General features: G+C 70.4%; 17 protein-coding genes and 2 pseudogenes. 11 read left to right on the forward strand and 8 right to left on the reverse strand.

The features are described 5' to 3' along the window. A complete protein-coding gene (locus ABZT04_RS07370) occupies window positions 1-1,290 on the reverse strand; it encodes an extracellular solute-binding protein (protein WP_356053999.1) in 1,290 nt (429 codons plus the stop codon). 74 nt (window positions 1,291-1,364) lie between these two features. Beyond that, on the reverse strand, window positions 1,365-3,386 hold the full coding sequence (locus tag ABZT04_RS07375) for a glycoside hydrolase family 27 protein (protein WP_356054571.1): 2,022 nt from the start codon (window positions 3,384-3,386) through the stop codon (window positions 1,365-1,367). A gap of 343 nt (window positions 3,387-3,729) precedes the next feature. On the opposite strand from ABZT04_RS07375, the gene ABZT04_RS07380 reads away from it, so the two are divergent. Next, window positions 3,730-7,800 (forward strand): discoidin domain-containing protein, encoded by a 4,071-nt coding sequence (locus ABZT04_RS07380; protein WP_356054001.1) that lies wholly within the window; start codon window positions 3,730-3,732, stop codon window positions 7,798-7,800. A gap of 30 nt (window positions 7,801-7,830) precedes the next feature. On the opposite strand, the gene ABZT04_RS07385 is transcribed toward ABZT04_RS07380, so the two are convergent. Continuing rightward, window positions 7,831-8,277 (reverse strand): SRPBCC family protein, encoded by a 447-nt coding sequence (locus ABZT04_RS07385; RefSeq protein WP_356054003.1) that lies wholly within the window; start codon window positions 8,275-8,277, stop codon window positions 7,831-7,833. 205 nt (window positions 8,278-8,482) lie between these two features. Here ABZT04_RS07385 and ABZT04_RS07390 point away from each other — a divergent pair, with 205 nt between their 5' ends. Together ABZT04_RS07390 and ABZT04_RS07395 are read left to right on the forward strand one after the other, a co-directional pair. Next, window positions 8,483-9,451 carry an ATP-binding cassette domain-containing protein gene (locus tag ABZT04_RS07390; RefSeq protein ID WP_356054005.1) on the forward strand — a complete coding sequence of 323 codons (969 nt, stop codon included), beginning with the start codon at window positions 8,483-8,485 and terminating at the stop codon, window positions 9,449-9,451. Further along, window positions 9,448-10,260, forward strand: coding sequence for an ABC transporter permease (locus tag ABZT04_RS07395; RefSeq protein WP_356054007.1), 813 nt, complete (start codon window positions 9,448-9,450; stop codon window positions 10,258-10,260). The genes ABZT04_RS07390 and ABZT04_RS07395 overlap by 4 nt, the downstream gene beginning before the upstream one ends. On the opposite strand, the gene ABZT04_RS07400 is transcribed toward ABZT04_RS07395, so the two are convergent. The 3 genes and pseudogenes from ABZT04_RS07400 to ABZT04_RS07410 all read right to left on the reverse strand — a co-directional run. Next, window positions 10,241-13,390: a BTAD domain-containing putative transcriptional regulator gene (locus ABZT04_RS07400; RefSeq protein WP_356054010.1), complete on the reverse strand. Its 3,150-nt coding sequence runs from the start codon at window positions 13,388-13,390 to the stop codon at window positions 10,241-10,243. The genes ABZT04_RS07395 and ABZT04_RS07400 overlap by 20 nt on opposite strands. A 9-nt stretch (window positions 13,391-13,399) precedes the next feature. Then, window positions 13,400-14,674, reverse strand: coding sequence for an MFS transporter (locus ABZT04_RS07405; RefSeq protein WP_356054012.1), 1,275 nt, complete (start codon window positions 14,672-14,674; stop codon window positions 13,400-13,402). A gap of 271 nt (window positions 14,675-14,945) precedes the next feature. Further along, a pseudogene (locus ABZT04_RS07410) lies at window positions 14,946-15,056 on the reverse strand (DNA-binding response regulator); the annotation flags it as partial. 95 nt (window positions 15,057-15,151) lie between these two features. Between ABZT04_RS07410 and ABZT04_RS07415 the strand changes: the two are divergent. Genes ABZT04_RS07415 through ABZT04_RS07435 form a run of 5 tightly spaced genes read left to right on the forward strand, consistent with a single transcriptional unit; the run spans window position 15,152 to window position 18,871 of the window. Further along, window positions 15,152-15,808 carry a DUF6461 domain-containing protein gene (locus tag ABZT04_RS07415; RefSeq protein WP_356054014.1) on the forward strand — a complete coding sequence of 219 codons (657 nt, stop codon included), beginning with the start codon at window positions 15,152-15,154 and terminating at the stop codon, window positions 15,806-15,808. 17 nt (window positions 15,809-15,825) lie between these two features. Then, window positions 15,826-16,266 carry a MarR family transcriptional regulator gene (locus tag ABZT04_RS07420; RefSeq protein WP_356054017.1) on the forward strand — a complete coding sequence of 147 codons (441 nt, stop codon included), beginning with the start codon at window positions 15,826-15,828 and terminating at the stop codon, window positions 16,264-16,266. Window positions 16,267-16,294: 28 nt separating this feature from the next. Beyond that, a complete protein-coding gene (locus tag ABZT04_RS07425; protein ID WP_356054019.1) occupies window positions 16,295-18,052 on the forward strand; it encodes an MFS transporter in 1,758 nt (585 codons plus the stop codon). A 55-nt stretch (window positions 18,053-18,107) separates the two neighbouring features. Then, the gene (locus ABZT04_RS07430; protein ID WP_356054021.1) at window positions 18,108-18,302 is read left to right on the forward strand and encodes a hypothetical protein; all 195 of its coding nucleotides are present in this window, start codon (window positions 18,108-18,110) and stop codon (window positions 18,300-18,302) included. Next, window positions 18,299-18,871, forward strand: coding sequence for a YbhB/YbcL family Raf kinase inhibitor-like protein (locus ABZT04_RS07435; protein ID WP_356054023.1), 573 nt, complete (start codon window positions 18,299-18,301; stop codon window positions 18,869-18,871). The genes ABZT04_RS07430 and ABZT04_RS07435 overlap by 4 nt, the downstream gene beginning before the upstream one ends. A gap of 314 nt (window positions 18,872-19,185) precedes the next feature. Here ABZT04_RS07435 and ABZT04_RS07440 read toward each other — a convergent pair whose 3' ends face one another. Next, complete coding sequence (locus tag ABZT04_RS07440; protein WP_356054025.1) at window positions 19,186-20,073, reverse strand: sugar phosphate isomerase/epimerase; 888 nt, start codon at window positions 20,071-20,073, stop codon at window positions 19,186-19,188. A 536-nt stretch (window positions 20,074-20,609) separates the two neighbouring features. Here ABZT04_RS07440 and ABZT04_RS07445 point away from each other — a divergent pair. From ABZT04_RS07445 to ABZT04_RS07455, 3 genes and pseudogenes are all read left to right on the forward strand, one after another. Then, window positions 20,610-20,852 (forward strand): hypothetical protein, encoded by a 243-nt coding sequence (locus ABZT04_RS07445; RefSeq protein WP_356054027.1) that lies wholly within the window; start codon window positions 20,610-20,612, stop codon window positions 20,850-20,852. Window positions 20,853-20,930: 78 nt separating this feature from the next. Next, a pseudogene (locus ABZT04_RS07450) lies at window positions 20,931-21,467 on the forward strand (alkene reductase); the annotation flags it as partial. 36 nt (window positions 21,468-21,503) lie between these two features. Next, window positions 21,504-21,857, forward strand: a complete 354-nt coding sequence (locus ABZT04_RS07455) for an antibiotic biosynthesis monooxygenase (protein ID WP_356054029.1) — start codon at window positions 21,504-21,506, stop codon at window positions 21,855-21,857. On the opposite strand, the gene ABZT04_RS07460 is transcribed toward ABZT04_RS07455, so the two are convergent. Continuing rightward, window positions 21,851-23,077 carry a cysteine desulfurase-like protein gene (locus ABZT04_RS07460; protein ID WP_356054031.1) on the reverse strand — a complete coding sequence of 409 codons (1,227 nt, stop codon included), beginning with the start codon at window positions 23,075-23,077 and terminating at the stop codon, window positions 21,851-21,853. The genes ABZT04_RS07455 and ABZT04_RS07460 overlap by 7 nt on opposite strands. Between the last annotated feature and the right edge of the window lie 16 nt (window positions 23,078-23,093).

Raw genomic sequence — 23,093 nt, forward strand, 5'->3', positions numbered from 1 at the left:
TCAGGCGTTCCAGATCTTCTCGGCGTCGCGCTGCCAGTCGGTGAGGATGGAGTCGATCGACTTGGGCTTGGCCAGGAACTTGATCAGCGCGTTGTCGGCGGTGGGCTGGAGGGCGTCGCTGGAGTCCCGGTTGAAGAACTGGGTGATCTCGGCGGCCGACTGGACGTGTGCGCGGCCCTTCTTGACCAGCGCGGTCCCGGAGTCCTTCGCGTCGGGGTTGCAGGGCAGGACGGTGCCGGAGGAGCCCTTGATGTAGGTCTCCTGGGCCTCGGCGGTGGCGAGGTACTTCATCAGGTCGACGACCTGCTCCTTGCGGCCGGTGCGGGCGCTGGCGAAGTAGCCGTCCGTGGGCGCCTCTTCGGCGATGGGGACCTTCTGGTCGATGATCGGGAAGCGGAAGAAGTCGACGTCGTCGAGGGCGTTCTTGGGGGCCGCGTCGGCGAAGAAGGTGCCGATGAGCATCATGCCGCTGCGGCCGTTGAGCAGCGAGGTGGAGGCGTCCTGGAAGGCGACGGCGGCGCCGTTCGGGTCGAAGTACGGCAGCACCTCCTGCCAGCGGTCGAAGACCTTGCGCACCTGCGGATCGTCGAACCGGTGCTTCCCGGCGAGGAGTTCACGGTGGTACGGGGCGCCGTTGATCCGGATGTTCAGGTAGTCGAACCACGCGGAGGCCACCCAGGCGGTGCCGCCACCCGCGCCGAGTCCGATCGGGGTGACACCCTTGCTCTTGATCTTGTCGCAGACGTCGAGGAAGTCGTCCCAGGTCTTGGGCTCGCTCACGCCCCACTTGGCGAAGTTGGACTTCCGGTAGAACATGCCCCACCAGTAGTAGGTGGTGGGCACGAAGACCTTCTTGCCGGAGGTCGCCGTGCACAGCGTGTTCAGCGCCTTGGAGTAGCGCTTGAGGTCGGGCGAGGAGGTCCACGCCTCGTCGAGGTCGAGCAGCAGGTTCTTCTTGGCGTAGGCGTCCGCGACCGAGCCGGGGTACCAGGTGTAGACGTCGGGCGGGTTGGCCGAGGTGAGGTAGGTCGGCAGTTGGGTGCGGAAGGTCTCCGCCGCGACCGTGTTGAGGCTCGCGCGCTCGGAGCCCTTCTTGGCGTAGGCGGCGACGAGGTCCTCCATCGCGGCCTTGGCCTGCGGGGCGGAGAGGTTGGACTGGAGGGTCACCGCGCCCTTGGAGGAGGTCTTGCCGGAGGAGGTGGAGGTGACACAGCCACTGAGCAGCGTCGCCGCTCCGGCGGCGCCGAGTCCGGCGAGGAACCGGCGTCGATCCGGCTGATGGTTCGTCATGGATGGCTCCCTGTGGATCCCGTGCGGATCCAGATTCACGTGGCGTCCCCACCACGTCAAGAATAATTACTAATTTAGTTGAACTGGGTCAGGTGTACGCGGCCGTCGACGCCTCGGTACACCGCGTCGACCGTTCCCCCCGGCCCGGCCGCCGCGCCGAGCGCGCCGTCGAAGGCGGCGCTCGGGAACTCGTCCCGCTTGGTCCACCCCTGCCAGGCACCGTTCTCGTACCGCTGCTGCCAGAGCGTGTAGTCGGCGGCCCGCGCGTACAGCACCACGGCGTCCCCGACGGCGACCAGCGTCGGACTCCCGCTGACGGTCCCGCCGAGCGACGTCCACGGCGACCACTCCCCCGACGCGTCCCGGTCCCGGGTCCACACGTCGTCGGCCGCGCTGCGGACGGCCACGTGCACCCGGCCCTGACTGTCCACGGCCGCGGACGGCCGCCCGTACACCGCCCGGCCGCCCGGCGCCCCGAGCGAGGACCAGCCGGTCGACGTTCCGCGCTGCACGACCTGCCCGTCCGTACCCGTGGCGAACAGCGTCCAGTGCGCGGGGTCGGCGAACGCCACCGACGGCGCGTCGGTCACCCGGCCGCCCAGGCTCTGCCACGCGCCCCAGCGGCCGTAGGTGAAGGACCGCCGGTAGACCCGGGAGTCGGTGCCGCGCACGAAGACGTCGATCCGGCCGCCGGCCGAGGCGTACGCGGCGGGCTGGCCGAGGATGCGGCCCTTCGTGGGACCGCCGAGGTCCCGCGTCCTGCCGTCGGCCTGCTGGACGAGCGAGCCGTGCGGGCCGCGCAGGAAGGTGGTCGGCGTGTCGCCGTCGCGCACGACGGCCGGGCTCGCCGTGGTCTGCGTGCCCAGACTCGTGCCGGGCAGGGCGTCCGCTCCGGTCAGCTTGAGGAACGCGGTGCCGTGCGCGGGGACCTCGACGGTGTACGACCCCGTGTGCGTACCCCGGGAGGCCCGCGCCCGCAGATCCCGGACCTGGACCGGTCCGCCGAGTCCGGTGTCCGCGAACTGCACGGTGCGCAGGGCGGGTTGGTCGGACCGGTTGAGCAGGACGACCGCGCGCCGCCCCTGGCCCTCCAGCACCTTGCTGTACACGTCGCCGACCGAGTCGGAGGCCACGCGCACGCCCTGGATGGCGAGCGGGTCCTGGTCGACGGCGATGATCTCCGGGTTGCGCAGGGTGGCGAGCATCGAGTCCGACAGGGTGCGCGGGTCGGAGCCGAGGACGAGCGGCGAGCCCATCTCGGCCCACATCACGAACTGGCTGGTGGACTCCTCCTGGCTCAGCTCGTACGACCCGTCGGTCATCTTCCGCATCGGGATCAGGTAGTCCGGGTCGTTGTAGTGCCCGGGTCCCTGCGCCTCGGGGTGCCAGGCGTTGGCGTCCATGTTGCGCAGCACGGTGGGCCATTCGCCGGCGGTCGGGGTGCCCCAGGCGATGTCGGTGCCGGTACGCCAGGAGTCGGCCGTGGTGGGGCCGTAGACGTAGGTGTTGTGCGCGTCCTGCTCGGGCGTGTGCGGCAGACCCCAGTCGTCGGTGAGCGGGTTGCACAGGTTCAGCAGCATCTTGCGGCCGGACTTGGCCACCGCGTCGCTGAACTCCTTGAAGGCCGGGCCCGGATCGAGCTTGGCACCGATCCCGCACAGGAAGTCGACCTTGACGGCGTCGAACTTCCAGTTCGCGAACTGCCGGGCATCCTGGTCGTAGTACCCCCTGCTGCCGAGCCCGCAGCTCTTGCCGCCGTCGTAGGTCCCGGCGTCGGTGTAGATGCCTGCCCTCAGGCCCCGCTTGTGCAGGTAGCTGACCAACGCGGGGATGCCGGAGGGAAAGCGGTCCGGGTTGGCGACCAACCGGCCTGTCGCGTCACGGGGGTTGTCGGCCTGCCAGCCGCCGTCGAGCCACACGATGTCGTAACCGGCGTCCCGCAGACCGCTGCTGACCAGCTTGTCGGCGACGGACCGCACCTGCTGTTCGGTGGGTGCGCCCAGGCCGTAGTAGGTGTTCCAGCCCATGTAGGGCGTCGGCGAGAGGCCGCTGTCGTAGTAGTCGGGGGCGCCCTGGTCGACGCCCGTCTGCGCCATGGCCGCCGGGGCGGCGGTCGCCGCCAGTACGGTCGCGATAGCGACCGCGGTGGCTCGGCGCGTCAGTCTGGACGCCGCGGGTGTGCGGACCTGCGGGGGTGAAGTCACGTGCCTCTCCCGAGGGTTGGGAAGCAGGAGGACGTGACGCGGGCCGCGCCGCGAGAGGGGGCTACCGGCGTCACGGCGACGACTGTGGCGTGCGACCGAAACCCTGTCAATATTAATTCCTAATTTATTAGAACGGTGCGCCAGGGGTTGACATGACCCGGCATGCGTCACAGCCTTTGGCAACGTTGTCAGCGCCACTGGTTCTTGAACTGGTTCTTGATGGGACATCACGCTCATGACAGATCAGCCGAGCTCGCCACACCTGTCGCGACGCTCCCTCGTCACCACGGGCTCAACTCTGCTGGCGGGGTTCGGCCTTGGTTCCCTGCTGCCCGCGTCGACCGCATCCGCCGCCGAGGCCGCCGCGCCCGCCACCCCTGGTGAACTCGCGCTCTACCGCCCCGTGTCCGTCTCCTCGACCGCCTACGCGCCCACCCCGGGTTCGTTCGTGGTGGACCGGCTCACCTCGCCGGGCGTACGGGGCAGCGGCTGGCGGGCCGGCGCGGGCGACCCGCAGTGGATCTCGATCGACCTCCAGGCCGCCTGCGACGTCACTTCGATCCGTCTCACCTTCGAGGCCGACGCGAGCGACCCGGTGTTCACTCCCCCGACCTCGGGCAATCCGGCCGACGGCACCACGGGCAAGGAGATCCAGTCGAGTTACTCCGTCGAGTTCGTCGTCGAGACGTCCACCGATCACTCGTCCTGGACCAGCGTGTACCGCACCACGTCGGGCACCGGCGGAGTGGTGACCGTCCAGCCGCCCCGCCCGGTCACCGCGCGCTGGGTCCGAATGACCTCGCAGCGGCGCTCCAACCCCAACCCCCTTGGCCTCAACGGCTTCGAGGTCTACGGCACCGCCAAGGGACATCGGCCGTCGGCCACGGGCTGGACGGACTGGGGCACCCACTCCGGACCGGCGCCCAAGCTGGCGGTGGCCGACGACGGCACGGTGCCGGTGGAGTCCGGCTGGCGGCTGACGCTCGACGACTGGGCCGGCGCCGACGGCCCAGCGCTGTCGAAGGCATCCGTCGACACCAGCAGCTGGCTGCCGGCCACCGTGCCCGGCACGGTACTGGGCTCACTCGTGGACCAGGGCAAGCTGCCCGACCCCGTAGCCGGACTCAACAACCTCCACGTCCCGGAGGCGCTGTCACGTCATTCCTGGTGGTACAAGCGGGACTTCGAGCTGCCGCGCGGTCTGCGCACCGGGGCCGGACGCCGGGTCTGGCTGGAGTTCGACGGCATCAACCACACCGCCGACATCTGGCTCAACGGCCACCACGTGGGCGGTCTGACGTATCCCTTCGCCCGCTCGGCCCACGACGTGACCGAGGTGCTCGCGACGGGCGGCGCGAACGCGCTCGCGGTGAAGATCACGCCGATGCCGGTGCCCGGCAGCCCCGGCGACAAAGGCCCCGCCGGTGAGTCCTGGGTGGACGCGGGCGCCAACCAGATGAACCTCAACTCCCCCACCTACCTGGCCTCTTCGGGCTGGGACTGGATGCCGGCGGTACGCGACCGGGCCGCCGGCATCTGGAACCACGTGCGGCTGAGATCGACCGGCCATGTGGTGATCGGCGATCCGCGTGTCGACACCGTCCTGCCGAACCTGCCCGACGTGTCGGTCGCCGAGCTGACGGTCGTCGTCCCGGTCCGCAACGCCGACACAGCCGACCACCGGACGACGGTCTCCGCGTCCTTCGACAAGGTTCGCGTCAGCAAGGTCGTCACCGTGCCCGCGGGGCAGAGCGTCGACGTCACCTTCACCCCGGACGCCTTCACTCAACTCCGCCTGCACAAGCCCGCGTTGTGGTGGCCCAACGGACTGGGCGACCCGACCCTGCACCAGCTCACCCTGGTCGCGTCGGTCGACGGTTCCGAGAGCGACCGCCGCACCACGCGGTTCGGCATTCGTCAGTTCGGCTACGAGTACGAGGTGCCGCTGCCGTTCGCCAACTCCGGTGACGCTTATACCCAGTCCGTCACCTTCGACCGGCAACAGGCACGGTACGTGCGCGTCAAATGCCTTACCCGGGCCTCCAATTGGGGCTACTCCCTGTGGACCGTCGCCGTACGCGACAGCGCCCGGCCCGCCACCGACCTCGCCCTGCACGCGACGGCCGACGCTTCGAGCACGGACTCGGACGACCACGGCCCGGCCAACGTGACCGACGGCGATCCCGGCACCCGCTGGTCCTCGGCCTACGAGGACGACCAGTGGATCCGGGTCGACCTGGGGTCCGCGCAGTCCTTCGACGGGGTCGACCTGGTCTGGGAGCAGGCGTACGCGAAGACCTTCGTGGTGCAGGTCTCCACCGACAACGAGACCTGGACCGATGCCGCCCCGGTGGACAACAGCGCGGTCCCGCTGCCCTTCAACAACGGCAGCGCGAGCCTCCAGGTGGAGGACTTCGCCGCTCGCACCGCGCGCTATGTCCGGATCGCCTGCGGGCTGCGCAACACCAGTTGGGGCAACTCCCTGTGGTCCCTCGGCGTCATCGACAGCGCCGGCCCCGGCACAGACCTCGCCCTCCACCGTACGACAACCGCCTCCACCGAGGATCCCGACCACCCGGCCGCACAGGCCACGGACGGCGATCCCAGCACCCGTTGGTCCTCGGCCTACGAGGACAACCAGTGGATCCAGGTCGACCTCGGGGCCGCGAAGCGGTTCGACCGGGTGGCCCTCCTGTGGGAGTCGGCCTACCCGAAGACCTATGTCATCCAGGTGTCGGACGACGCGGACACCTGGACCGACGTGAAGTCGGTGTCCAACACGCCCGACCCGTTGAAGATCAGCGTGAACGGGGTGCGGGTGCTGGCCCGCGGCGGCAACTGGGGCTGGGACGAACTGCTGCGCCGGATGCCGCCGGAGCGGATGGACGCGGCCGTGCGGATGCACCGCGACATGAACTTCACCATGATCCGCAACTGGGTCGGCACCTCCGACCGCGAGGAGTTCTTCGCCGCCTGCGACGAGCACGGCATCCTGGTGTGGAACGACTTCCCCAACGCCTGGGGCATGGACCCGCCGGACCACGACGCCTTCAACTCGATAGCCCGGGACACCGTCCTGCGCTACCGCATCCACCCCAGCGTCGTCATCTGGTGCGGCGCCAACGAGGGCAACCCGCCGGCCGCGATCGACCTGGGCATGCGCCAGGCCGTGGAGGACCAGGCCCCCGGCGTCCTCTACCAGAACAACTCGGCCGGCGGCATCATCACCGGCGGCGGACCCTACGGCTGGGTCGAGCCGGAGAAGTACTTCGACCCGTCCACCTACGGCAGCAAGGACTTCGGCTTCCACACCGAGATCGGCATGCCCGTCGTCTCCACCGCCGCCAGCATGCGGAACATGACCGGCGACGAGCCCGAGTGGCCGATACGCGGCGCGTGGTACTACCACGACTGGAGCGAGCACGGGAACCAGGCGCCGCAGAACTACAAGGCGGCCGTAGAGGCGCGGTTGGGGGCCGTCACCGACCTCGACGACTTCGCCCGCAAGGCCCAGTTCGTCAACTACGAGAACACGCGCGCCATGTTCGAGGCGTGGAACGCGAACCTCTGGGACAACGCCAGCGGTCTCATGCTGTGGATGTCCCACCCGGCGTGGCACAGCACGGTCTGGCAGACCTACGACTACGACTTCGACGTCAACGGCACCTACTACGGCGCCCGTTCGGCCTGCGAGCCGCTGCATGTCCAGGCCGACCCCGAGGGGCAGGTCCTGGCGGTCAACCACACGCGCGAAGGCCGGCAAAAGGCCGTCGTGTCCGCCCAGTTGCTCGAGCTGTCGGGCCGTCGGCTGGGGCAGAGCAGGAGCGCGCGTGTGGACGTGGCACCGGCCACGACGACCAAGGCGTTCACCGTCCCCTGGACCGCCGGCCTGCCCGATCTGCACCTCCTGCGCCTGACGCTGGAGAGCGGTGACGGCCGGGTCCTGTCGCGCAACACCTACTGGCGTTATCGCACACCGGCCGCGATGCGGGCCTTGAGCACGGCACCGCGCACGAAGGTGTCCGCGACGCCCGGGCGCCTGTCCCGGTCCGGCAGCCGGACCGTGCTGACCGGCACCGTCCACAACGACGGTCCGGCCGTCGCCGCGTTGGTCCGGCTCTCGCTGACGAACGGTGCGACCGGGAAGCGTGTGCTGCCGACGCTGTACAGCGACAATTACCTGTGGCTGCTGCCCGGCGAGTCACAGTCCGTCACGTTGTCCTGGCCGAGCCGGGCCCTGGCCTCGGGCCATCCGGTCCTGACCGTGGAGGCGTACAACAGCCGTCCCTCGACGGCCCGTTACTAGGCGGACCGGTCGTCCGGAGAGACCGGCAGTTCAGGAGGCCTCCACCGCCGTCTTGATCCGTTGCCCGAATCCGGGCGCGTCCTTGCGTGCCGCACTCAGCGCGAAGCCCACGAGCAGCTTTCCGATGCCGTGGCCTTCGAGGACATTGAAGATCCTCACCTTGGTCGTGCCCGGACCGACGATTTCGAGGTCGTAGCCGCCTTCGTCGGCCGTGACGACGTTCTTGGAGATCTCCGACCAGCGGATCCGGTGAGGTGCCTCCAGTTCGGTGATCCTGAACTTGCGGCCCGTCTTCATGCCGGCGTCCTTGACCGTGCTCGTGAAGACCGTGCCCACGGCCGTCGGCCCCTCCGGTGTCTTGGTGATCTCCTGGACCCTCGGGCTGAACTTCGGGTCGTTCGTGCCGGCGGCGAGGAAGGCGAAGACCTCCTCGATGGGGCGGTTGATCTCGGCTGTCGCCTCGAACTGACCGGCCACGATGCCTCCTGTGCTGCGGTCGCTGGGATTCCGGCTGGGGTGCGCCGACGTGCGGGGCCCGCGCTGCTGTACCGAGCGCTCTCAGCCTATCGGCGCGGCTCCCCGCGTGCTCCTTGTGGACGTGGGCCCGCCGAAGGCCCCGGTTCCAGGGCGCTGAAACCAGCGTGAAACCGCGCTGAATGCGCCGCGCCGCAAGCTCTGCGGCATGACGACAACGACCGACGAACTCGCGATCTCAGCCACCGGGCTGCGCAAGGCCTACGGGGGCAAGACGGTTCTCGACGGTATCGACCTGGCCGTGCCGGCCGGGACCGTCTTCTCCCTGCTCGGTCCGAACGGGGCCGGCAAGACCACCGCCGTCAAGATCCTCTCCACCCTCGTCACCGCCGACGCCGGCGAGCTGCGGGTCGGTGGCCACGACCTGGCCCGCGACCCGCAGGCCGTACGCGCGGCGATCGGCGTCACCGGGCAGTTCTCCGCCGTGGACGGACTGATCACCGGCGAGGAGAACATGCTCCTCATGGCCGACCTGCACCACCTCTCCAAGCAGGAGGGCCGCCGGACCGCCGCCGAACTGCTGGAGCGCTTCGATCTCACCGAGGCCGCGAAGAAGCCCGCCTCCACCTACTCCGGCGGTATGAAGCGCCGCCTCGACCTCGCCATGACCCTGGTCGGCGACCCCCGCATCATCTTCCTCGACGAACCCACCACCGGCCTCGACCCCCGCTCCCGCCACACCATGTGGGGCATCATCCGCGACCTGGTCGCCGCCGGGGCGACCGTCTTCCTCACCACCCAGTACCTGGACGAGGCGGACGAACTCGCCGACCGCATCGCGGTGTTGCACGACGGCGTGATCGCCGCCGAAGGCAGTGCCGACGAACTCAAGCGGCTCGTCCCCGGCGGACACGTCCGGCTCCGCTTCACCGACCCGGCCGCCTACCAGTCCGCCGCCACCGCCCTGCGCGAGGCCACCCGCGACGACGAGGCGCTCTCGCTCCAGATCCCCAGCGGCGGCAGCCAGCGCGAGCTGCGCTCCATCCTCGACTGGCTGGACTCGACCGGCATCGAGGCGGACGAACTCACCGTCCACACCCCCGACCTCGACGACGTGTTCTTCGCCCTGACCGGCGGCGCCAAGGTCCCCCACCAGTCCAAGGAGAACGCCCGATGAGCACCCCCCTGGCTCCCACCCGCCCGACCCGGATGTCCCTCGCGGTCCGCGACTCGTCCACGATGCTGCGCCGCAACCTGCTGCACGCGCGCCGCTACCCGTCCCTCACCCTGAACCTGCTGCTCACGCCGATCATGCTGTTGCTGCTCTTCGTCTACATCTTCGGCGATGTGATGAGTACGGGCATCGGTGGCGCGGACCGCTCCGACTACATCGCCTACATCGTCCCGGGCATCCTGATGATGACCATCGGCGGCACCGTGATCGGGGCCGCGGTGTCCGTCGCCACCGACATGAACGAGGGCATCATCGCCCGCTTCCGGACCCTGGCGATCCACCGCGGGTCGGTGCTCGTCGGGCACGTGGTCGGCAGTGTGCTCCAGTGCGTCGCCAGTGTGGTCCTCGTCGGAGCCGTCGCCGTGGCCATCGGTTTCCGGTCCGTTGACGCCACGCCCCTGGAGTGGCTGGCGGCGTTCGGACTGCTGGTGCTGTTCTCCCTGGCCTTCACCTGGATCGCGGTCGGGATGGGCATGGCCAGCCCGAGCGCGGAAGCGGCCGCCAACAGCGCCCAGCCGTTGATCCTTCTCCCACTCATCTCCAGCGCCTTCATCCCGGCCGACACCATGCCGGGTTGGTTCCAGCCGATCGCCGAGTACCAGCCGTTCACCCCGGCCATCGAGACCCTGCGCGGCCTGCTGCTCGGCACCGGGATCGGCGACAACTGGTGGATCGCGATCGCCTGGTGCGTCGGACTGACCGTGCTCGGCTACCGCTGGTCGACGGCCACCTTCAACCGCGACCCGAAGTAACCGCCATGACAGCGCGGGCCGCGTCCCGCAGCTCGTCCCGCCCCAGGGCGGCGTACTCCGACACCGCGTCGGCGTACGCCGCCCCGTCGGCGTCCTCGGCCGCCCGCCGGGCGAGGCCCGCCGACATCGTCGGCTGGAACTCCCGCATCGCGCCCAGCCGTTCGGCCAGCGCGATCATCCGTACGGCACCGGTGTCGCCGGACGTGAGTCCCACCATGCCGAGGGCGTGCAACATCGTCCCGAACAAGGGGAGTTCGGAGGGCGAGCCGTACGGCTCGACGAGCAGCGTCCGCAGGTGCCGTCGCAGCCGGTCGACCGCGTCCGCGACCAGCCCGAGCCGGCCGGCCCGTGCGTGGGCCGTCACCGCCACCGACTGGATCATGTACGCCCACGGGTCGAGCGCGCCGTCGTCCCCGCGACGCGAACCGGCCGCGAGCATGCGCTCCATCGCGCCGCGCCACAGGCCGAGTCCGACCTCCGTCAGTCCGCGAGCGAGCGCGATCTCGGCACGCCCGCCGAGGTCGGGCCGGTAGAAGTCGTCCTCCGGCGGCATGCTCTCGCGCTCCGACTGCCGCAGCCAGTACTCGGCCTCGTCGGCGTCGCCGCGCTGGAGACAGGCGAGGACGAGGAGCGAGCGGATGCCGATGTGGTCGCTCCCGTCGCCGAGCCGCGGCAGCACGTCGAGCGACGCCTTGAGATGTTCGTACGCCTCCTCGCCCCGCCCCGTCCGCAGGCACAGCTCGCTCAGCCTGGAGTGCACCATGAGCTGCACGGACGGATTGTCGACCGGCGCCAGTCCGGCGACGGTCCGGCGGGCCGAGACAAGGGCGCGGTCGATGTCGTGCTCGAACTCCCAGACGTAGCAGGCGACGCACTCGGCGATGCCGGAGAGCAACGGCTGCCCGCCGCCCCGGCCTTCGCCCGCGTCTTCGCAGAGTTCGCGCAGCACGTCGTAACCGGGCGGCCGTATCTCGGGAATGGCGCTCAGCACGATCGCGGTCGCGCGCATCAGGGTGTCCGGTGGGGCCGTCGGCAGCCGCCGGAGCGTGACGAGCTGGCGTACGGCGCGCGGGCCGGGGCCCATGAAGACCGTCACCGTGCCCAACACGGCTGCGGTGCGGGCGACTTCGACGTACGGGGGCTCAGGGCGGTAGTGCGACAGGGGCGGCCCGGTGTCCTCGGCGAGGGCAGCGAGGCGGGGGTAGTTGGTGGCGGTGGACCACAGGCTGCCGAGGACGGCGGTGAGGGCTGCGGTGGCAGGGTTGTCCGTGCGGGCCAGGGCATGGCGCAGGGCGGAGACGAGGTTGTCCTGCTCGGCCTTGATCCGTTCAAAGGCGGCCTGCGAGTCCGAGCCGAAGAGCACGTCGTGGTGCGCGACCCCGAAGTCCCGTGCCCAGGCGAGGAATTGACCGACGGCCTCCTCGTCCTCGCCCGCCTCCGCGCGCCGGGCCGCGCTGAACTCCCGTACGGTCTCCAGCATCCGGAACCGCACGCCGGCCGGGGTGTCGGCGACGGTGAGCAGCGACTGGTCGGCCAACTGCTCCAGCAGGAACAGCGCGTCGTCGCCGAGCACCTGCTCCGCCGCCTCGCCGGAGAAGCCGCCGGGGAAGACGGACAGCGTGCGCAGCGCGGCCCTGGCGTCCTCGGCGAGGAGGTTCCAGCTCCACTCCACGACGGCGTGCAGGGTGCGGTGGCGCTCGGGCGCGTCCCGGGCCGCGCCGCGCAGCAGCGCGAACCGGTCGCCGAGGCGACGGGCGATGTCCGGCACCGACAGGACGCGCACCCGGGCCGCCGCCAACTCCACGGCGAGCGGCAGCCCGTCGAGGTGGCGACACAACTCGGCCACCGCGTCCGAGGGCAGTTCCACTCCGCTTCTGGCGGCCCGGGCCCGCTGGGTGAACAGCTCGACCGAGATGTCGAGACCCAGCTCCGGCAGCGCGTACACCGCTTCCGAGCTGAGGCCCAGCGGGGACCGGCTGGTGGCGAGCACCCGCAGATCGCCGGCGGACGAGACGAGGGCCTGTACGAGGTCGGCGGCGCCCCGGACGACCTGCTCGCAGTTGTCCAGGACCAGCAGCGCGGGTCCGGTGCCGAGCACGCCGAGGATGCCGGACACCGGGTCGTGGCCGCTCAGCGCGCCGGGCCGCCCCTCGCCCGCGCCGAGCGCGGAGGAAACCTCGGCGGCCACGTCCTGATCCGCGGTGACACCGGCGAGGGGCACGAAGTACACCACGCGCTGCTCAGCCCGGCGACTGACGGCATGCGCGAGCCGGGTCTTGCCGAGACCCCCGGGTCCTACGACGGTGACGGCGCGCGAGACCCGCAGCAGCCGCTCCACGGCGGCGATGTCCTCGTCCCGCCCGAGGAGCGGGTTCGGCTCGTGCGGCACCCCGTGCCTGGCCACGGGCGCCTCGCCGCGCAGCAGTTCCTGTTGTACGGCCTTGAGCGCGGCGCCGGGGTCCGTGCCGAGTTCGTCGCGCAGCTCACGGCGGTACTCCTCGTACCGGGTCAGCGCGGCGGACGGGCCGGCCGTCCTCGCCTCACCGCGCAGCAGTTCGGCGAGCACCTCCTCGTCGCGCGGGTGCTCCGCGGCGGCCAGAGCCAGCGGTCCCGCGGCTTCGGCGTGCCGCCCGAGGCGGGCGAGCGCGAGGGCCTGCGCGCGGACGAGCGCATCGCGGACGGGGGCGCGTTCGGCGCGCAGCGCGGCGACAGGGTCGTCGGTGTCACCGCTCTCGTCCGGGGTGCCTTCCCACAGGGCGAGTCCGGCCTCGGCCGCGGCCAGTGATCCCGCGTGGTCCCCGGCCCGCGCCCGGTCCGCGCAGGCGGCGGCGTGCAGCAACAGGGCGGAACTGTCGACCTGTTCCTCGCTCAGGGCGAGCCGGTAACCAATCGGCGTGCTGATGATGAGGTCCGCGCCCAACTGCGCCCGCGCCCTGGACACGAGAACCTGGAGCGCCTTTCCCGGCCGCTCCGGCAGTTCGTCCGGCCACAGCCCGGCCACCAGCCGCTCGGTGCCGCAGCCCGTGCGCAGGTCGCCCGCGAGCAGCGCCAGGAGTCCGCGCAGCCGGGGCGCGGTGACCTCCTGTCTTTTGTGGGCGACACGAGGCAGCAGGGTCAGGTCGATGGTCACCGGTGCAGATTAGCCAAGGTCCCGGCCCAGACGTACAAGAGGAGACAGCGCCATCAGCGCCGGGGACAGCAACATGCCCGCGGCGGTCACCAGGAGGCTGGTCCGCAGCCCCAACTCCCGGGCGAGGAGACCGCCGAGCAGCGAACCCAGCGGTGTCAGCCCCATCCCCACGAACGTGATCGTCGCGGCCGCACGCCCCTGCATCCCGTCCCCGGTCAGGGCCTGCCGGACCGCCATGACAGTGACGTTCACGAGCTGACTGCCGGTCCCGAACACGAAGTTGACCGCGACGAGGACGGAAACCGTCATCGCGGACGGCCCGTGCAGCGCGGGTACACACAGGAACGCGCCGTCGCCGAGTATCGCCGCGACCAGGAGCACCCTGCCGTATCCGAACCGGCCCGGCAGCCGGGCGGCCAGGATCGAGCCGACGAGCGCACCCGGCCCGGTCGCCGCGAGCGCCAGACCTACGGCGGTGCCCGACAGGTGCAGTTCCCGTGGAAGGAAGACCAGATAGACGGTCATCATGGCCGCGAGCGAGAACTGGAAGGCGGCCGAGGCGAAGCACACGGTACGCAGCGAGGGATCGCCGGCGACGAAACGTAGGCCCTCATGAATCCGCCGCCATACCCGAGTTGGACGCTCCGAGCACGCCGGGATCGCTTCGGTGCGGCGGATCCGTCGCACCGACAGGAAGGAGAGCGTGAAGAACAACGCGCCGGAGGCGACGGCGACCGGAGCCGACAGCAGGGACACCAGCGCACCGCCGAGCGCGGGGCCACCGATCTGGGCCGCGGACCGGCTGCCCTCCAACGCACTGTTGCCCGGAACCAACTGATGGCGTGTCACCAGCCGTACCAGGGAAGCCTGGTAGGCCACATCGAAGAACACGGACAGGCTCCCGGCGGCGAAAGCGACCACGAACAACACCGGCAGACCAAGCCAGTTGAGGAATCCGGCCGCTGCGGCCGCGCCCAGCAGCAGGGTCCGGCCGACGTCCGCCCACACCATCACCGTGCGCGTCCGCCACCTGTCCACCCACGCGCCGACGAAGAGCGAGAGCAGCAGGATCGGCGCCTGCCCCACAGCGCGCAGGACGCCCAACTGTCCGGCACCGACGCCCAGTGTCAGGACGGCGAGGAGCGGCAGCACCACCAGGCTTGTGTGTTCGCCGAGTTGGGAGGCGGTCTGCCCCACCCAGAGTCGACGGAAGTCGGCGTCCCGCCACAGGCTCGACGGAACAGGCCGACCGGCATCGGATACAGCGGAGGAAGAAGACGGCACGGGAACCCTTTGAGTCGCCGACAACGAGGCCCGCGAACCGGCGCGCAGAAGGCGCTCCACGGTTCGGACGGGGGAAGGCTCGCTGTGCCGCAGCTTCGAGGGCGGCACGCGATGACGGGCCGATCAGGCCTACGACGTCAACGCGCGCCCGGACGACCGGGCATCTCCCTGCTCCAACTCCTCGTCGGTGACTCGCTGTTCGGACCCTAGCCCGTACCCGCCCCGACGGGAAAGCCGATTACCGTCGCGCACGGATTGCGGTTGGCCCCGGTCACCCGGCGCTCAGGAACCGCAGTACGGCCGGCACCCGGCGATGGTCGCTGTCGACCGACGGCAGATCGAGCTTGGAGAAGATGCTGTTGATGTGTTTGGCCACGGCGCTGTGCACGGCGGTGACGTGGAACGCGCTGCGCGGGCTGTCGCCGCGACTCCGTAGCTCGGGGTGTCTGTCACTGGCGCCTGGCAGCATGACCGCCCATGGCCAATCAACCCTCCCGCCGCTCCTGGCTCCGGGACTTCCACGGTGGTTATCTGCTTGAGGGCTACACCCTGACGCTGGTGCGCGGGCTGTCGCCGCAGGAGTTCCTCGATCTCATCGGCGCGGAACCGCAGGGCGACTTCGCAGGCTTCGACGCCTTCGTCGCCCGCGACCACGCATTCCAGGAGGACGAGGTCGACTGGGGCGACCATTTCTTCGTCGGTGCCATCCCCGTCCGCGGCGAAGACGCCGACTGGGTCCTGGCCCTGGAGATCAACGGCGGCATCGAGATCCATACCGACGCCATGAACCACGCGACTTCAGGCACCAGGGGCGTGTCGCATTTCCTCAGCCCCAACGCCTCGCACCTGTTCTCCTGGTGGGAGGACGGCGAGTTGCGTACCCGGTTCGAAGGCCCGCTCCACCGCGAGGGCAGCACCCCCGACGACCTCGTCGACCACATGCGGCGAGCCGGGTGCGACTTCGAGACCGGTTACTGCGGCCTTGAGGAATACATCGCCCTCGCCGAAGAACTCACGGGAGTCCGAGTGACCCCGGACATGCTCCAGAACGGCGTCTACTCCACCGGCATCGCAGAGGCCCCCCTCCCCTCGCACCTTCAGAACCAGCCGGACGGATCCCCTAAGGCAGGTTGATAAAGTAGCCTTAGCATATGAACGACGACCTGGACCCTGAGGCAGTCGCCTCAGCCCTGCTGTCGAGTATCGGCCTGCTGGTGCGGCGAGCACGCCAAGTGCCGCTCGTAGGCGGGCTCACGATGCCCGAGCGGTCCGCCCTGTCGCAGCTCGACCGCACGGGCCCCACCACCTCCTCGGCGCTGGCCCGGGACGCGCAGATCACCGCGCAGGCCATGGGGGCGACGCTGGGCGCGCTGCGGACGCGCGGCCTGGTCGAGCGTCGTCCGGATCCGGACGACGGCAGGCGGGTGGTGCTGTCGGTGACCGACGCGGGGCGCCAGGCGCTGCGGAACAAGCGGAACGAACGGGCCGAACTCCTCGCCCGCGCCCTGACCAGCGGCGCGTTCACCCCGACGGAGCTGGAGCAACTCGCGGCGGCGGCACCGCTGTTGCAGCGACTGGCCCAGACCATCTGACGCCGACGGATCCGGAGGAAGCAGGCGGATGACGAACACCCCCGAAGCGCATGCCCCGAGTCGTCAGGCCGGCGAGGACCGGTACAAGTGGACCGCCCTGACGAACACGACCGCCGCGGTCTTCATGTCCGCGCTGGACGGCTCCATTGTGCTGATCGCCCTGCCGGCGATCTTCCGTGGCGTGCACCTGGACCCGCTCGCACCGGGCAACATCGCCTACCTGCTCTGGATGATCATGGGGTACCGGCTGGTCCAGGCCGTCCTGGTGGTCACGGTCGGCCGCCTCGGCGACATGTACGGCCGGGTCCGGATCTACAACTCAGGGTTCGCGGTCTTCACGTTCGCCTCGATCCTGCTGTCCTTCGACCCGTTCGACGGCGGCCACGGAGCGATGTGGCTGATCGCCTGGCGGGTGGTGCAGGCCGTAGGCGGCTCGATGCTGACCGCGAACTCGGCCGCGATCCTCACCGACGCCTTCCCCGAGGAACAGCGCGGCTTCGCCCTGGGCATCAACCAGGTCGCCGCCCTGGGCGGCATGTTCGTCGGTCTGGTTGCCGGCGGTCTGCTGTCGGCCTGGGACTGGCGGGCGGTGTTCTGGGTGAATGTTCCCGTCGGCGTGTTCTTCACGCTGTGGGCCTACCGCACCCTGCGCGAGACCACCCGGCGCGACGGCGGTCGGATCGACTGGTGGGGCAACATCACGTTCGCGGTGGGCCTCAGTGCCACCCTGATCGCGATCACCGCCGGCCTCCAGCCCTACGACGGGCACACCATGGGCTGGACCAACCCCCTGGTCGACGTACTGATCGTCGGCGGGCTGCTCCTCCTGGCGGCGTTCGTCGTCATCGAGAACCGCGCCTCCGCGCCGATGATCCAGCTGAGTCTCTTCCGCCAACGGGCCTTCACCTTCGGCAACTTGGCGGGCCTGGCCATCTCGATAGGCCGGGGCGGGATGCAGTTCGTGCTGATCATCTGGTTGCAGGGCATCTGGCTTCCGCTGCACGGCTACCACTACAGCGACACACCGCTGTGGGCCGGCATCTTCATGCTGCCGCTGACCGCCGGGTTCCTCGCGGCCGGCCCCGTCTCCGGCTATCTCTCCGACCGCCTCGGCTCCCGGGGCCTGGCCACCGGCGGCGCGCTGCTGTTCGGCGCCAGCTTCCTGGGCCTGATGTCCCTGCCGATCGACTTCGGTTACCCGGTCTTCGCGATGCTGATCGCACTCAACGGGATCGCGAGCGGCATGTTCGCCTCCCCCAACTCCTCCTCGATCATGGGCAGTGTGCCCGCCCGGTCGCGCGGTGTCGCCTCCGGTATGCGCGCCACCTTCCAGAACTCCGGCACCGCCGTCTCCATCGGTGTGTTCTTCTCCCTCATGATCGCCGGGCTGGCCAGGAGCCTCCCGCACACCCTCACCGCCGGCCTGCAACAGCAGGGCGTCCCGGCCCATGTCGCCGCCCAGGTCGGCGGCCTGCCCCCGGTCTCGTCCCTGTTCGCCGCCCAGTTGGGCGTCAATCCGGTCCACCACCTGCTCCAGCCCAGCGGTGTCCTGGCCCATCTGACGGCGGCACAGCAAGAGACCCTCACCGGAAGCGAGTTCTTCCCGACCTTGATATCGGGCCCCTTCCACTCCGGCCTGGTCATCGTGTTCGCCTTCGGCGCCACGCTCGCCCTTCTCGCCGCGATCGCCTCCTTTCTGCGCGGCACCGGCACCCGCCCCACGGCCAAGTTCCCGGCACCGCGCGAGGCCGCCACCGGCGAGGTCCTCGCGCGACCGGACAAGTAGCCGACGGCTGAGCCCACCGCACCCCGAGCCCGGCAACCCGAGGAGGAGCAACCCCATGCCACCGACATCAACCGACTCGCAGAAGGGCATCGTCGATCCGGTCAAGGTCGTCACCGGACGCGCGCCGGGGCGTACTGACACCCGACAGTCACTGAATGCCGGTGCTCTGCCGACCGGTTGGGACGACCGCATCGACGAACCCGACCAGACCGCCGCCTTGGTCATCGCCATGGTGGAAGCGCCGCGATGACCCTGCTCGGCCGACTCCTGGCCAACCGCAGAGCGGGTGAGACCCACACCGCGTGGAACCTGCCCAACCTACGGGGCCCCGAGCTGCTGACCCTCACGAGCCAGGACTTCTCCGACGGCGAGGCCATGCCGCTTAAGCACTGCGCGAAGAGCGTCGACGGCGCCGACCTGTCGCCCCACCTGGCCTGGTCGCCGCTCCCCTCCGGCACCGCACAACTGCTGCTCGTGGTCGAGGACATCGACGTCCCGATCGCCAAACCGGCCGTGCACTGCCTCGCGTTGATCGACCCGAGGGCCGGACACCTGGAACCCGGCGCCCTGTCCTCCCGGCAACCGGGCCCCGGCGTAAGGGTGTTGCGCTCAACCATCGGCCGCGGTTACCACGGCCCCGCACCCATCAAGGGCCACGGCCCACACCGCTACGTCTTCCAACTGTTCGCCCTCTCGGCCGCCGTGGCCAACGCCCCCGGCACCACACCGATCGACCGGGCCCGGCCCCGCGCCCTCCTACCCGCGATCACCGCAAGCGTCGCCGGCCGCGCGCGGCTGACCGGCGTCTACGAACGCTGACCGCGCGCTCGCTGTGCCGGACATCGATGGTGAGGCCGCCCGCCGGATGCCCGGCCGCCTCGACGAGCCGTAGACCGCCGTGCACGGTCCTGAGGTTGGACCACGGCAGCGGCACAACCCCGAGCCGGGCATCCACCCAATCGGCAGGCGCCCGCCAGTGCGGCGAACTCCCCAGCCCAGACGTCGACTTCCCAAGGTCCGTAGGCCGGCGCCCTCGAAGAGGGCCCGAAATATCCGCCTCGTCGGGGGAGCGGCGTTCGCCCGCAGTGGTCCGGCAAGCGGCCAGAAGTTCGTCGGCCGATATTTCGGTACGGCTACGCGACGCCCCGCAGCACCGTGCGCAGGTGCTCCGCGCTGGCCCACACGTCCTCGACGGGCCCCTTGGCCGTGGGCTCCTCGGTGAGGATGGTGTCCTGTTCGAGGACGTACCAGCCGTCGTAGCCGCGTGCGCTGAGGTGCGTGACGATGGCCTGGACGTCCACGTCTCCCGCACCGAGCGGGCGGTACATGCCCTTGCTCACGGCCTCGGTATAACTGAGCTGTCCGGACTGGACCTTGGCGGCGAGGGAGGCGTCCACGTCCTTCATGTGGGTGTGGGCGATGCGCTCGGGCGCCTGCCGGGTGAGCTCGGCGGGGTCGGTGCCTCCGATGAGCAGGTGGCCGGTGTCGAGGCAGAGGGAGATCGCCGAGTGCTCCAGGACGCGGCGGACCTCGTCGCCGTTCTCGATCATCGTGCCGACGTGCGGGTGCAGGACGGCCCGTACGCCGCGTTCGGCGGCGAGCGAGGCGACCCGGTCGAGGTTGGAGAGCAGCAGCTTCCAGCCGTCGGCGTCGAGTTCGGGCCGGGAGTCGTAGCCGTCCTGGCCAGTGACGGCGGACAGGACCAGCACCTCCGCCTTCGAGGCGGCGTAGCCCTCCAGAAGCTGTTCGGCCTCGGGCAGCGGGTCGTGGCCGGGCACATGCAGCAGCAGCGGGGTGAAGCCGCCGACCGCGTGCAGGTCGTGGTCTGCGAGCGTCCGGGCCATGGCGTCCGGCGCGGCGGGCAGGAAGCCCTCGGGGCCGAACTCGGTGGCGGCCAGGCCGACCTCGCGCATCTCCTTCAGCACCCGTTCGGGCGTCAACTGGTAGCCCCAGCCGGGCACTTCGCACACACCCCACGAGATGGGGGCACCGGCGATCCTGTTCAGGGGGGAGGTGGTCATGCCGTGGCCTTTCTGAGGTTCGGGTGAGGGTGAGAACCACGCCGGGGTAGAGGAACGCGGGCCGGTGGAGGAAACGGGCAGGTGCGCTCCCCGGCTTCACGACGCCCGGCCCCACGGCGGCGAGAGGGCGGCCGGCGGCCGAGCCGCAGCACGGCGCCATGAGACAGCCCCTCCCCCGTCAACGCCTGCCATCGGCTTCCGATGACCGGGTCCGCAGGCGCCATCGCCTTCTCCCTCCAGGAACCGTCACGCCGACCCGAAGCGCTGATCAGCCGACGACCGGGCCGTTTACACGGACGCAACGGTAGGGGCGACGCAGGGCACTACTGAAGGGGGAAATCCATCATTTTCCCGTCATTGGCCACCTCTTTTTTCCTTCATCCGCCTCGGCAGATGACAGGGCGCGCTGTTCCGTCACGTGTGATGGCCGCTGAGCGGGTCGCGTCCGAGGAGGGCATCAAGTGGAGCTGCATCCCGGAGGTAGGCAGGCTGCTCAAGGTGGCCGCCGTCGCCTCGAAACCGCAGGAAGTCTGGGCGTGGGTACCGCCTGGCTGCACAGTGGGCTCGGCGCTGGTGCCCGGCTGATCACCGTGGAACACGACGAGGAGCTGGCCCGTCGCACGGCCGATGCCTTCGCGGACGACGACCGGGTCACGGTCGACGACCTGCGCCTCTTCTACCTCACACACCCGGCCCTCGACGCCACCGAAGTACTCACAACACCAGCCAGTTCAGCGGTTGTTGCCGCTCGTCGCCTTCAAGGGCCCGCAGATCATTGACGTTCGGACTGTCAGCAGGCTGTTTCATCGGCGGCGGCGAGGCTTTGGCGTACTTCGTCGAGGCAGGTGCGTCCGACCTCGCAGTTCCTGTCGTCCAACGCCAACCTAAGCACCGACTGCTACGGCGGCCCGATCGCCCACCGCATCCGCTTCGTCGTCGAGGCGGTCGCCGCCACGGTGGACGCCGTGGGCGCGGCCCGCACCGCGATCAGACTCTCCCCGGGCGGCACCTTCTGGGGCGTCGAGGAGAGGGAGGTGCCGGAGCTGTACGCGGCTCTGCTCGCCGAACTCGCCCGCCACGACCTGGCATACGTACACCTGGAGGCGACCGCCGAGGAAGAGGTGCTGATCGGGCTGCGCCGCGCCTGGCCGGGCACCCTGGTCATGAACCCGGTGCTCCCCATGGGCCCGAAGCAGGCCGACCGGGCCGCCGCCGACCACTGGCTCGGCCTGGGGGCGGATCTGATCAGCTTCGGCCGCGCCTTCCTCGCCAACCCCGACCTGGTGGAACGGCTCCGTACCGGCCTACCGGTCGCGCCCGCCGATCCGGCCACGTACTTCCAGGGCGGCGACGCGGGCTATCTCACCTACTCCGCCTACCAGCACACCGCCTGACCGAACACGACAGACGAGGAAGGACGAGGAAGATTGATGAGCTCCCAGAACAAGCTCCAGGACGACGCCCGGACGGCCGTCATCATCGCCGGCCGGGTCTTCGTTCCCGTCGAGGACGTCGAGACGTTCGTAGCCGAGGCACGGGCGACGTCGTACCCGCTCGCGGCGGCCAACCCGGGCAACGTGCTGATGTCGTTCTGCGTGGAGGCCGCGGCGACCGGAGCCGTCACGGTGCTCGAACAGTGGACGTCCCAGGACGCCCTCGACCGGCATGTCGCCACTCCGGAGGTCACGGCGCTCCTCGCCACGTGGGGCACGCGCATACGCAATGAGGTGCGCAGGTTCGACGCCAGCGAACCCGGCGCCCGCAGTGGACCCGATCGTCAGTGAGCCGCCCGCTTCAGGAACAACTCCAGTCCGGTCAGCAGCCGTTCGACGTCCTCGGCGCTGGTGTAGGGCGCGAGGCCGATGCGCAGGCCGCCCGAGTCGCCCAGGCCGAGTCGGCGGGAGGCTTCGAGGGCGTAGAAGGAGCCTGACGGTGCGTGGACGTCGCGTTCCGCCAGGAAGCGGGAGGCGTCCTGGGTGCCGTGTTCACCGAAGGACGCGTCGAGCGTGAGCAGCACGGTGGGTGTGCGGTGGGCCGCCTTCGAGTGGACGGTGATGCCGTCGAGCGCGGCGAGGCCCTCGTCGATGCGGGTGCGCAGGGTCTCCTCGTGCCGGTGGAGTGCGGCCAGGCTCGCGGTCAGGCGCTCGCGGCGGGTGCCGGTGGCGTCCGGGTCGAGGCCGGCGAGGACGTCGACGGCGGCGCTGGTGGCCGCGAGCAACTCGTAGGGCAGGGTGCCGAGTTCGAAGCGTTCGGGCACCATGTCGGAGGACGGCAGGAGCTTGTCGGGGCGCAGGGTGTCGAGCAGTTCGGGCCGGGCGGCGAGGACGCCGTGGTGCGGGCCGAGGAACTTGTACGGCGAACACACGAAGAAGTCCGCGCCGAGCGGCCCGATGTCGACCAGGGCGTGCGCGGTGTAGTGGACGCCGTCGACATGGACCAGGGCGCCCGCCTCGTGGGCCAGACGGGATATCTCGGGGATCGCGGGCCGGGTGCCGATCAGGTTGGAGGCGGCGGTGACGGCGACCAGCCGGGTGCGGTCGGACAGCGCGGCGCGGAGGTGGTCGAGGGTCAGTTCGCCGGTCGCGGGGTCGAAGTCCGCCCAGCGGACGGTGGCGCCGACCCGCTCGGCGGCCTGGATCCAGGGGCGGATGTTGGCGTCGTGGTCGAGTCGGGTGACCACGACCTCGTCCCCGGGCGACCAGGTCATGGCGAGGGTACGGGCGAAGTCGTAGGTGAGCTGGGTGGCGCTGCGGCCGAAGACGATGCCCGAAGGCCGCGCGCCGAGGAGGTCGGCCATGGCAGTGCGGGCCGCGATGACGATGGTTTCGGCGTTGCGCTCGCCCGAGGTCACCTGGCCGCGGTTCGACAAGGGGTTCGCCAGCGCCCGGGTGATGGCCTCGATGACCGGGCGGGGCGTCTGGGTGCCGCCCGGGCCGTCGAAGTGGGCGGTCCCCGCGTCCAGGGCGGGGAACAGGGCGCGCAGGGCGGTGATGTCGTACGTCACGGAAGGGAGCTCCTGT

Source organism: Streptomyces sp. NPDC005492, from assembly GCF_040605995.1.
Taxonomy (GTDB): Bacteria; Actinomycetota; Actinomycetes; order Streptomycetales; family Streptomycetaceae; genus Streptomyces.

Coding starts and splice junctions, on each gene's coding strand:
- ABZT04_RS07370 (WP_356053999.1), bottom strand. CDS start 1,290: ATGACGAACCATCAGCCGGATCGACGCCGGTTCCTCGCCGGACTCGGC.
- ABZT04_RS07375 (WP_356054571.1), bottom strand. CDS start 3,386: ATGGCGCAGACGGGCGTCGACCAGGGCGCCCCCGACTACTACGACAGC.
- ABZT04_RS07380 (WP_356054001.1), top strand. CDS start 3,730: ATGACAGATCAGCCGAGCTCGCCACACCTGTCGCGACGCTCCCTCGTC.
- ABZT04_RS07390 (WP_356054005.1), top strand. CDS start 8,483: ATGACGACAACGACCGACGAACTCGCGATCTCAGCCACCGGGCTGCGC.
- ABZT04_RS07395 (WP_356054007.1), top strand. CDS start 9,448: ATGAGCACCCCCCTGGCTCCCACCCGCCCGACCCGGATGTCCCTCGCG.
- ABZT04_RS07415 (WP_356054014.1), top strand. CDS start 15,152: ATGGCCAATCAACCCTCCCGCCGCTCCTGGCTCCGGGACTTCCACGGT.
- ABZT04_RS07420 (WP_356054017.1), top strand. CDS start 15,826: ATGAACGACGACCTGGACCCTGAGGCAGTCGCCTCAGCCCTGCTGTCG.
- ABZT04_RS07425 (WP_356054019.1), top strand. CDS start 16,295: ATGACGAACACCCCCGAAGCGCATGCCCCGAGTCGTCAGGCCGGCGAG.
- ABZT04_RS07430 (WP_356054021.1), top strand. CDS start 18,108: ATGCCACCGACATCAACCGACTCGCAGAAGGGCATCGTCGATCCGGTC.
- ABZT04_RS07435 (WP_356054023.1), top strand. CDS start 18,299: ATGACCCTGCTCGGCCGACTCCTGGCCAACCGCAGAGCGGGTGAGACC.
- ABZT04_RS07440 (WP_356054025.1), bottom strand. CDS start 20,073: ATGACCACCTCCCCCCTGAACAGGATCGCCGGTGCCCCCATCTCGTGG.
- ABZT04_RS07455 (WP_356054029.1), top strand. CDS start 21,504: ATGAGCTCCCAGAACAAGCTCCAGGACGACGCCCGGACGGCCGTCATC.